The following is an 11,374-nucleotide window of genomic DNA, read 5'->3' as shown; positions in this document are numbered from 1 at the left end:
ACGGGCGTGCCGACGGTGACTGCCGCGCTGGCCACGCAGACCATCCAGCCGGGCAATGCGGTGAACTACACCGTGCCGGCGACCAGCTTCAGCGACCCGGTGGGCATGGGGCTGACCTATACCGCGACCGGCTTGCCGAGTTGGCTGAGCTTCAATGCCAGTACGCACACCTTGACTGGCACGCCGCCGAGCGCGCCGGCCAGTTACACCGTCACCATCACTGTGATGGATGTGATGGGGCGTACAGCGAGCAGTACGGTCACGATCACGGTACCGGCCGTGTTGCCGCAATTTACCGGCACGCCACCTGCGCAGAGTGTGCAGTACACGCCCTTCAGTTTTACCGTGCCAGGCGCGACGGACGCCAACGGTCTGGGGATTACCTACACGGCGGGTTACTTCAACGGCTCGGCCTGGGTGGCGTTGCCCTCGTGGATCACCTTCAATGCCAGCACACGCACCTTTAGCGGCCAAGCACCGCTCAATGGCGGGGCGGGAAGTGCGGGTACGTATGAGTTGGCGATCTGGGCTACCGCCAATGGCACCTCGGCCGTCAATGGCGTGGCGTTCAATTTGACCGTGGCGGCGGTGACCGCGCCGCAGATGAATCAGCCGGCCAATCAGTCGGTCAATATCAACAACGGCTTCTCGTTTGCGGTCCCCGCGGCTACCGACACGAACGGTCTGGCGATGACCTACACCGCGGGCTACTGGAATGGGTCGGCCTGGGTCGGCTTGCCGTCGTGGATCAGCTTCAACCCGAACACCTTGACCTTCAGTGGCACGGCGCCTGGAACCAACCAAGTCGCGACGCTGGCCGTGTGGGCTACGGCTGTGGGAACGAGCCAAGTGGGAGGCGAATCGTTTACGTTGACCGTGAATGCGCCGCCGGTATTCAATACCAGCACATCGACGGCCATCACGATCTTCAGCGCAACTTCGCAATATGGATTGCCCAGCAACGCTTTCAGCAATCCGACCGGACGGGCATTGACCTACTCCATCAGTTTTCCGCAGGGCCTGGAAGGGACCTATACGTTCAATAGCTCGACCGGTTTATTGCAATTAAAGTTGTCCGCATTCGTTGATGCCACGATGATTCCGTTTGTCATCACTGCGACAGATCAGGTTGACGGCTTGTCGGCGTCCGCCAATTTTAAGATCACTGAGCATGTGGTCAGGCAGCCCGGTGGTCCTATACCTACGTCGGTACCGGGTTCGAGCCAGCTGCAGGATACGTCGGTATCGGGCCCTGCACTTACGCCCGCGCCAGCACCGATAACCTCGTCGTCCGCACAGGTGGCGAGCGCGCAGATGGTCGTCACACCGCAGATGCTTCCCAGTCCGGAACTTCTGCCTATCGAAGCGCCGCCGCGTATCGGTATCGGCAATCCGGCGCCGCCCCCCACGCAACCCGCGGCGCCAGCACCCTCGACACCTACGCCACCTCCGCCGCCCCCGCCGATACCGGGCTTTGTCGCCAACTGGTTTACCTACGACCAGGACAACCGGGTCCTGGTCGCCGACGGCAGCCTGCAGAACGGGCAGATCGTCATCACCACGGCGACCAACTCCGGCCAGAATGCGTACGATCTGGCGGGGAACCTGACGCAGTACACCACCGTCAATACTTCGGGCCAGATGTTGAGCGAGCGCGGGTTCTACGACATCCGCAGTGACCTGACCTTGCTGCAGGCGCAGACGACGGCAGGCGGGGTCTTTGCGAGTTACCAGTCCGGTACTTATGACGCCGACGGCCACCTGACTCGCAGCACGACCTACCAGCTCCTCAACCACACCGAGGCGGGCGTCTTCAACAACGCGCTGGTGACCTTCCGTGATGATGGCTGGATCGCCAGCGATACGGTGTATACCTATAACGCCGACGGTGAGCTGACCGACCAGAGTCTTTACGCGGAAGACTCGGCGCAGGATTTGGTCAACCTGCTTCATAACGAGTCGGCGATCGAAGGGGGCACCTACGCCAACCAGGAGAAGCAGGCCCTGGGTGCCGCGCCCGCACCGGGCGCCACGACGGACGGTGCCTTGTTCCTGGTGACCGATAACAGCTATGCCGCAAGCGCCGGCTACGGCTACGACGCCGATCAGAACCTATTGGGCTATCACGTCACTACCGGCAGCGCGGCGACGATCTATAACAGCGCGCCGACAGGAAGCACCGCCAGTTATACCAACGCGTTTGCACGGCAAAACAGTGCGCTAATCACGACGACCACCGACAACGCCGGTAACACGACCACCAATACCTATAACGCACTGGGCGAGCTGACTAAGACCGCCGGCCTGGTCAGCGGTACGCAACAGACGACGGTCATGGCGTATACGGCGGATGGTCAGATTCTGCAGAAGACCACGTCGGTGTCGGGTCAGACCAATAACGAGGTGACCAACTATCTCTATGCCCAGGACAATGGCCTGGGTAGTGAGGACAACCTCAAGGGCATCAATGTGCTGGCCACGACCGGTGGTTTCAGCAACGGTGTGTTGGGTACGCAAGGGTATACGGTGCAGATTGGCGATACGCTCGATTCCGTGGCCCAGCGTGTTTATGGTGACAGTCGCTATGCTTATCTGATTGCGCAGGCCAACGGACTTCAGTTAGGCAGCCCGTTGACCATGGGGATGGTGTTGCACATCCCGCAGGCGACGACGGCGACGAATGCAGCGAACACGTTCCAGCCGTATGCGCAGAGCGCAATTGTAAGTGCGAGTCAGTCGGCGTGCGTAACGACGGCGCAGATGGTGGCGATGTCGATCGAGGCGGTGTTGAATCAGCAGTCGGCACTGGCAACGCAAATTCAGCATATTCAGCAACAGATAGCAGATCAGCAGCAAGCTGAAGCATCTGCAAAAGCGAAGCAAGCCACGCAAACGCAGAAGAGTCCTCCGCCGTGGGCGCAGCCCGCGCCAAAACCGACTTACCATCCGCCGGCTTCACACGTCGGAACGGGCGACTACAACATCGCTGGCTACGATGTCTTCGGATCGGGTGACATACACAACAACTATGTGTTTGATGGTGAGGGGAGTGGTGGGGATTCTTCGTATTCTTTTAATTTCGCTGACGACGCCAACAACACCTATCAAAACGATGAGGATGACTACGGCTCTCTTGGCGATATTTTCTTCCCAGGAGACGACAATGGCGATTTGAACAATGGTTGGAACGAGACCACCCAGACACCGGACCAGTTAGAGAATAATGGTGGGTTAGGCAGTGGGGCAGAAGGAAACGGAACAGGGGATGCGCTCCCTCCGATTTCTGTGACTATCGATCCGCCGGTCATTTCGCTGCCACCGCTTACGGTGCCAAGCGTGCAGCTGCCGTCGCCGTCGTTTGTCTATCCCGTGGCCACTACTCCAACTGGTGATTACGATTTCAGCCAGTTCGACACGTATATAGGTGGCGTGCCTTCCGGCTACGAAGGTCTATCCCAATCGACGAACTACAACACGCGATTTGATGCGCAGGATCTACCCGCAATGCAGGCAAGGCCCGATCCTGCGGGTTTGCTTTCAATCGACTATGCAGACCCCGATATCATTGCGAGTACCGAGCCGCCCACTCCGTTGCCGTTGCCCGGTCTATCGGATGACGCAGAACGAGCCGCGATCTCGTCGGGGGAGGCCATTCGGCAGCATCAGATTGATAATGCTGAATTTCAACGCCAGCAGGACGTTGGCGATCAGGTGTGGGGCGACAGGGAGTCCATGAAGTTGTTGTCTGTTCCTCTTGTTTCCGTAAAAGGAATAGCACAGGGCCTGGTAAACGACGGCAAGCAACTGGCCATGCAGGGACTCCAAGGCTTCGTCTATCAGAATGGTCTAACCGATGTTCTGCCCGATTCGGTGAATCAGTGGATCTTCTCGCCATCGACGCCGGTGTTCGACATGGACGATCGCTCGGTGGAAAACGCTGGCAACATCGGCTTCAAGGCAGTGACGCTGCTCGATGCGGCGACGACACTTCTTCCAAAGGCGCCGGACGCGATCCGAAGCATAGCGTCATGGTTTGACACGACATCCGAGATAACGGAAGGTGCCGAGGGCATACCGGAGATTCTTGGAGATACGCTGGGTTCGGGCAGCGCAATGTCCCGGGCCGGTCTCGAACTGGGTTTGGACGCGGGCACGTTGACTGACTCGCTCGGTCAGATCGTGGTCGATGCACCCAAGATCGATATAGCAGCACCCGAAATCAGGTTAGGTGCGGACGCCACGGCAAGCGCCATTGAGTTGCCGGAGATCGCCGTTGGCGCGGAACCCGGTATTTCGTCGGCGGAGCTGGAGCTATCGCGCCCTTCTCTGGCCGTGAACGATGTCGCGGACATAGGCACTGTGGAGCCGGGCGTAGCCCAAATACCATGGGGCGCCTGCTTCCTCCCCGGTACGCCGATTCATACCAAGATCGGGACCAAGCCCATCGAGGAGATCGAGGCCGGCGACTGGGTAGCTGCCAGGAATCAGTACAGCAACGAAACGACTTGGCGCCAGGTGCTTCAGACGTTCGCGTCCAAGGACAAGGACGTGCTGCATGTCCGTGTCGAACATGCCGATGGAAGTCACGAGACTATATCGGCAACCACGGAACATCCGTTCTACGTCACGGGGAAGGGATGGAATGGCGCCAACGCGCTCCAGGCGGGCGATCTGCTAGAGCTTTTGGAAGGCGGGCGATCGCGGGTTGCTGGTGTGCTGCCTGATGGTGGCAAGTACACGGTGCACAACTTCGAGGTAGAGCATGACCACACCTACTTCGTTGGCGGGCGTGGTGTTTGGGTGCACAATACGTCGTCGGTGGCGGATGCTTTGGCGGAGATTAGTGCGCGGCGAGGGGTTGACGCTTCAGGCACGGTAGAAGCATCAGACGGTGCGTCTTTGTCGAATGCCAGTTCCGTTGCTCAAGGGAGGCGTATCGTTCAGTTTCAACGGGAAGATTTGTCAGTAAATCTGAACGCTGGAACTGGGGAGGGCGGAGTCTATGTCAATGCCGATGGAGAAACCCATCAGGTCGGAATAATCAGTGTAGTGGATGGTAGTCCGCAATTTTATTTGGATAACCGAGTCGCAACTTCGTCGGGAGAGGCGATTAAGTTACAACTTGAGGGCGGAAGCCTTACTCAGGCTGCCCTCGAAGATACGATCACAGCGTATAAGAGCGCCTATGGGGTTGCGCCGCCATCGCTACCTGGATCTCTAGCCGATTCTAATCTTAGCAACTTCCAAGCCGAGTTTTCGCGTGTCAAACTTGGCGATCCGAGCTTAACTGGTCAGCAGGTTGGTGATTTGGCGATTCGAAATGTGTCTTTTGGGGCCAATCGAATTAATGTTGGCTATGGAAACCTATCGACGATTTTAAGTAACTTCAACGAAAGCGGTTTGCCTACCCGAGTGTTAGTGAATGCGTTGCCCGGCTCATAGGGTATTGTTCATCGCTAAGCATTTCACAAATATGCGCATCAAGAGATTGCATTTAAGGTAAAGATATGGAACTAAGCGAAGATTTGCGAAGGAAGATTGAGCTTGTCCTCAAGCGCCGGTTACTTCCCAACGAGCACGGTAACGTTGAGAGTTTTTTGCGCTTCTCAGACACAGATGTTGCTGAAATTCGGGTCCTTGAGCAAATGAGTGGTGTGCTTGCAATTTCTTATATCAGGTATCGTATGACGGCCGATGTGACGTTAGATCGAGCTGTGTCGTATTACGCTTCCGTTATTCAGCAGGGCCTCTCAGTTGATGCATGGCTGAACAGTTGATGTTCAAAAACAGCTCTGATCCGGAGCGCTGATCTGGAGGACGAATTCGGGACGAATTCGGACGAATTCGGGACACCCAAGAAATGGCCCTTCATATGGACGAATTCGGGATGGACGAATTCGGGACACCCAAGAAATGGCCCTTCATATGATGGATGTCCAGGTTCGCTCAGGTTCGCTCGTCCATGCCAACTGGTTACAAGATCCTTACTGGATTTCCGAAGTGTTGGTGCTGATGAACAGCAACAAGGAAGCACGCCCCATATCCGTAGCGGACGACAACTACCGCTTCGAGTACACGGTGCCAGCGCAAAGCGTGGCGACCTTCGTGTGGAGTCCAGATCAGGGCATCGCCGTGATCCGGCGTGCGCTTTGGTGGCTGAAGGGAAGGCAGCGGCCAGATGAGGAGAGATCTGGGATGAGAGATCTGGGACACCCAAGAAATGGACCTTCGCTGACGGATCGGCGCGTCGTTGAGTGATATCAACGGCCTGTGTTGAAGAGCAACGTGTGTCCATGACATACCCACGCCTTCAAACGGTCGATCCGCAAACATCGGGCTTCTTTCATTGCGTCTCCCGCTGCGTGCGGCGGGCCTTTCTCTGCGGACATGATGTTTATAGCGGGCGCTCTTATGAGCACCGCAAAACCTGGGTGGAAGACCGGTTGCTAGCGTTGGCGGAATGTTTCGCCGTAGGGCTATATGCCTATGCGGTCATGAGCAATCACGTGCATGTCGTGTTGCATGTGGATCCGCAGGAGGCGAGCGCCTGGTCCGATGAAGAGGTGGCCGAACGTTGGGTCCGCTTATTCCCTGTGCGGGTGGAAGATGTGATCGACGAACGTCTATGCCAGGAAAAAGTACAGCGCCTGCAAGGTGATCCCGAGCGGATGGCGGAGTTGCGGAGCCGCCTGGGCAGCCTGTCATGGTTCATGCGTTGCTTGAACGAGCCGATCGCCCGTCAGGCCAATCGTGAAGACGGTTGTACCGGCCGCTTCTGGGAGGGCCGCTTCAAATGTCAGGCCTTACTGGATGAGCAGGCTGTTCTGAGCTGCATGGCCTATGTCGACCTGAACCCGATTCGAGCGGGCATCGTGCACGATCTAGCCGCTTCCGAGCACACCTCCATTCGCCAACGTTTAAAGCGCGCTGAGACAAGGCCGGCTTCCTTGAAGGCAAGACTGCGCCCCATGGCCGGTATGCTGTTAGCGCCTGCGCTTTCCCTGCGAACGATGGACTACCTGGAGTTGGTGGACTGGAGTGGTCGGATCGTACGAGAGAGGAAGCGCGGCACGATTGCCGCGGACGCGCCGTCGGTTCTGAGCAAGCTGGGTATGCAAGAGCGGCAGTGGCAGATTCAGATGTTGGGCATCGAGAGTCGATACTGGCGAGCGGTAGGAAGCGTTGAGTCCTTGATGGTCAAGGCAGGGTCGCTAGGGCAGCGCTGGTTAAAAGGGGCGGGAAGGGAAAGGCGACGTGCCTATCAATGATGCGGCACGACTACTGAAACCGCATGAGTGAATATCTAAGGCTCTGCTAAATGATCTCCACGTTGCACCAAAGGTGCTTCGAGTAGAAGCTCTTTACATCAAGTCTGAAACCAATGCGATGATCAAAAATGGCAGAGAGGACGGGGTTTGCATTCGATCTGATCCTTTTAGGGGAATCTAATGAGAGCCGAATCCCAGGTGTTCCACGAATCATTTAATCTGAGAGAAGGGCTTTCGAGATCTCGCCCGAGATCGCGGACACTCAAGAAACGGTTGGCTTGAAATTTTCTCAAATGATGGATGTCCTATTCTGTCGTTCTCAAATGATGGATGTCCTATTCTGTCGTCCTCTAGAGTCCAGATCAGGGCATCGCCGTGATCCGGCGTGCGCTTTGGTGGCTGAGGGGCGGCAGCGTAGAGATAATCTGGATGGGGTTAATTAAAAGTATTGGTCTCGCTGGTGCAGTAAGATAGGTTCTAAATGTCACATTAGTTATCAATATAATTAACAAATCTTTCTAATGTCATTAACGTATGGCTTGTTATGTTTCGCTCGTTTATTTGTATTCCAAACAAACGATCTCGATGCGTTGAAACATCAAGATGGCGTGGAGGCTTATATTATGGCTAGCTGGCAAGATTATGTTGAAAAACAGCTCGTTGCCTCGGGAAAAGTAAGTAAGGCCGCGATTGGTGGCTTGGACGGTAGTTTGTGGGCTAAGTCAGACAACTTTGAGCTAATAAAAGAAGAACTAATAAAGCTTGTCAAAGGTTTTCAAGATGCTTCCTCCCTTAGCCAGGGAGTGGCAACGGTCGGGGGGCAAAGATATATTTATGTAGAAGGCGACGACAAGTATATGCACTTAAAATTAGGTAGAAATGGCATTATCGCTGCTAAGACTGATCAGACGATAGTGGTTGGCGCCTATGAGTCGCCGATAGAGCCCGCGGATTGCAAGGCACAGGTTAATCTTCTTGCAGACCATCTCCGAGAGAGTGGTTATTGAAAGCAAGGGATCTGACTGAGATTCGGGACATCTTAGAGCCGACTTATCGCTCGTAGCTGATCGCACTGCATTGCACTTCTATTATTAGATCGTGACAAGTAAGCCCTTCGTTGGGATACTCCCATGTCCTTGCGAGATGGGAAGTGGCATGAATCGTCGCGATTTGCTCAAGGGTATGTCCTTGCTCTCGGGTGCGGTAGCGTTTGGGAGGCCGTTCATTTCAACGGCCGTCGGGGCTGTGGTTCCTGGCAACGCCACCGCGAAGATCGCCCAGCCGATCAGGGGCCTTCGGCGCATCGGCGGCAACCTACGCCAGCCTATCCGCCTAACGTTCGAAGCCGACACCGCGCAAGACACGGTGATAACGTCGATCAACGGTGCCGAGGTGGATCGACGATCGCTCGCCGCGGGCAAGCAGACTTTCGATGTCTTCGTCGATCCGGTGCTTCATCCCACGGCAGTTTCCGTTTCGGTCCGCCGGGGCCGCGCCGTTCTCAACGAATCGGCAATGTTGCAGCCTGTTCGCAAGATGCAGGTCTATGTGCTGCCTCATTCGCATCATGACCTGGGCTATACCGAGATGCAGGCGGATGTCGAGGAGCGGCAGATGCGCAACATTGCGCTTGGTATCGACCTCGCGCGCAAGACAGCCGGTTATCCCGAAGGGTCGCGCTTCGTGTGGAATCTTGAAGTGCTCTGGGGCGCGGACCTGTACATGAAGCGCAAATCCGCCGCGGAGAAAGCCGAGTTTCTTGACGCAGTCCGCAAGGGGCGGATTGCGCTCAACGGGTCGTATGCGAACGAGCTGACGGGATTGTGCCGGCCCGAGGAACTGTTGCAGTTGTTCCGCTATGGCACCGAGCTGTCCGAGGCTGCCGGCACGAAGATCGACTCGGCGATGATGAGCGACGTGCCCGGCTATACCTGGGGCACCGTCGACGCGATGGCCCAGGCGGGAATCCGCTATTTCTCCGCGGCGCCGAACTACTTCGATCGCATCGGCCGCTTTATGGACACGTTGCAGGACAAGCCGTTCTGGTGGGTTTCGAAATCCGGCAAGGACAAAGTGCTGTTCTGGATACCGTGGACCGGGTACGCCATGTCCCATGTCATGGCGGCGAACGACGAGTGGGTCGGCACATACCAGGAACGCATGGACGAGGTCCGCTTTCCCTACGACATCTCCTATGTTCGTTGGGCCGGACACGGCGACAACGCCGAGCCCGATCCCGGCATCGCGGAGTTTGTCCGCACGTGGAACGAGACCTACGAATGGCCGAAGTTCGCGATTGCATCGGCGAGCACAGCGTTCGCGGCGTTCGAGCGGCGCTACGGTGGGCAGTTGCCGCAGCTGCAAGGCGATCTGACGCCTTATTGGGAAGATGGCGCGGCGTCTTCCGCGCTTGAGACGGCCATCAACCGAAACACGGCGGACCGCCTGACGCAGGCGGCAACCTTGCTTGCACTGACTCGGCCTGGCGCCTACAAAGCGGCGTCCTTCAAGGATGCCTGGCGTGATGTGTTGCTCTATTCCGAGCACACGTGGGGTGCGGCTGCGAGCGTGACGCAGCCGGAGGCCGCCATGACGATCAATCAGTGGAACGTCAAACGCGAGTTCGCGCTGGAGGGTGAGCGCAAGTCGCAGGCGCTGTTTGCGCTCGCGGACGAGAAGGCCGGCGCGAGGCAGAAAAGCATTGATGTCATCAACACTTCTTCCTGGGCGCGGGGCGGCGTGGTACTGATCTCGCCTGCGCTTTCAACAGCCGGGGATCGTGTCGTCGATGCGCATGGTCATCCTCTGCCTTCGCAACGTTTGTCGAGCGGCGAACTGGCTGTTCTGATTCCTTCGGTTGTTGGGTTCGGATCATCTCGCTTCACGGTGACGTCGGGATCGCCGGCCGCGCCGTCATCGCCCGTGGTGTTTCAAGATGGCGAATTACGCAATAGCCTGCTTCGCGCACGCATTGATCCAGCCTCCGGCAATATCGCCGAGCTGACGATGGATGGAGACAACGGAAATCTGGTCGACAACCGGGCCGGATGGGCGTTGAACGAGTTCGTACTGCTGCAAGGTGACGATGTTCAGCATCTCGGCAAGAGCGGCGCCGCGACGATTACCGTCGAGGAGCACGGACCGTTGGTTGTCACCTTGCGCGTGGAGTCGAGCGCTCCGCTGTGCAAGAGTCTTGTGCGGCGTATCCGTCTTACCGCCGATCAGGACTTTCTGGAGCTTTACAACACCGTCGACAAGCAGCGTGCCGACTATGCAAAGACGGCGGACAAGAACGGCCGCCATCCGGTCCTGAAGGAAAGCCTGCAGTTCGCCTTTCCGTTCGCGGTGGCGGATGGGCAACTGACCGTGGACGGTGCCTTCGCCCATGTTCGGCCGGAACTCGATCAACTTCCGGGCTCGTGCAAGAACTGGATGCCGGTAGGCCGTTGGGTCGATGTTTCGAATGCGTCCATGGGCGTCACCTGGGTAACACTCGATGCGCCGCTTATCGAGGTGGGTGGCATCACCGCAACGAAGCTGAATTCGCAGACGAATCCCGAAGTATGGATGCGTCATCTGGACCCGACCCAGACATTCTTTTCGTGGGTCATGAACAATCACTGGGGCACCAATTATCGGGCCTGGCAGGAAGGTCCCGTTACCTTCCGCTATGCACTAAGGCCGCATCGAGGTGCGGATTTTGCCGAAGCAAGCCGGTTCGCCACCGGCCTGAGTCAGCCGCTGGTGGTGGTTGGTGCAACGGAAACGACCATTTCGCACGAACCGCTATTGCAGATTGAGCCTTCGGACATTCTGGTTCAGGAGTTCAAGCCAAGTGACGACGGCAAGGCATGGATCGTCCGTCTGTTCAACGCATCTGGGAAGACTGCGAACGTACACATGACATGGTCGCAAGGTGCGCGGGTGGGTAAGACGACACGGAGCAATCTTGCGGAACAATCGCTCGAAGCGCTATCGAATGAGTTTTCGATGGTAGCGAGCGAGCTAGTGACGGTGAGAACGGCGTCGCGTAGTGGTTGAGGTTTATGTTCGCGCGTGCGGGTCTTTCGCCTTAACAAAAAGCCCCCCCTCACCCCAACCCTCTC

At 57.1% G+C, this 11,374-nt stretch carries 6 protein-coding genes; all 6 read left to right on the top strand.

The annotated features are described in order from the left end of the window. The first annotated feature begins 15 nt into the window (after positions 1–15). The 6 genes from ACZ6WW_RS22545 (at position 16) to ACZ6WW_RS22520 (ending at position 11,309) form a co-directional block, all read left to right on the top strand. The gene (locus tag ACZ6WW_RS22545) at positions 16–5,442 is read left to right on the top strand and encodes a putative Ig domain-containing protein (protein ID WP_465276193.1); all 5,427 of its coding nucleotides are present in this window, start codon (positions 16–18) and stop codon (positions 5,440–5,442) included. Positions 5,443–5,507: 65 nt separating this feature from the next. Then, on the top strand, positions 5,508–5,777 hold the full coding sequence (locus ACZ6WW_RS22540) for a hypothetical protein (RefSeq protein WP_465276192.1): 270 nt from the start codon (positions 5,508–5,510) through the stop codon (positions 5,775–5,777). A 136-nt stretch (positions 5,778–5,913) separates the two neighbouring features. Then, entirely contained in the window at positions 5,914–6,258 is a 345-nt protein-coding gene (locus tag ACZ6WW_RS22535; RefSeq protein ID WP_465276191.1) for a glycoside hydrolase family 30 beta sandwich domain-containing protein, read from the top strand. Positions 6,259–6,293: 35 nt separating this feature from the next. Continuing rightward, the gene (locus ACZ6WW_RS22530) at positions 6,294–7,268 is read left to right on the top strand and encodes a transposase (protein WP_465276190.1); all 975 of its coding nucleotides are present in this window, start codon (positions 6,294–6,296) and stop codon (positions 7,266–7,268) included. Between the two features lie 521 nt (positions 7,269–7,789). Then, on the top strand, positions 7,790–8,275 hold the full coding sequence (locus ACZ6WW_RS22525; RefSeq protein ID WP_465276189.1) for a profilin: 486 nt from the start codon (positions 7,790–7,792) through the stop codon (positions 8,273–8,275). A gap of 148 nt (positions 8,276–8,423) precedes the next feature. Then, complete coding sequence (locus tag ACZ6WW_RS22520) at positions 8,424–11,309, top strand: glycoside hydrolase family 38 N-terminal domain-containing protein (RefSeq protein WP_465276188.1); 2,886 nt, start codon at positions 8,424–8,426, stop codon at positions 11,307–11,309. The last annotated feature ends 65 nt before the right edge of the window (positions 11,310–11,374 follow it).

It is taken from the genome of Dyella sp. NPDC103356, from assembly GCF_055584465.1.
This window is presented reverse-complemented; position numbering and strand designations above follow the sequence as displayed.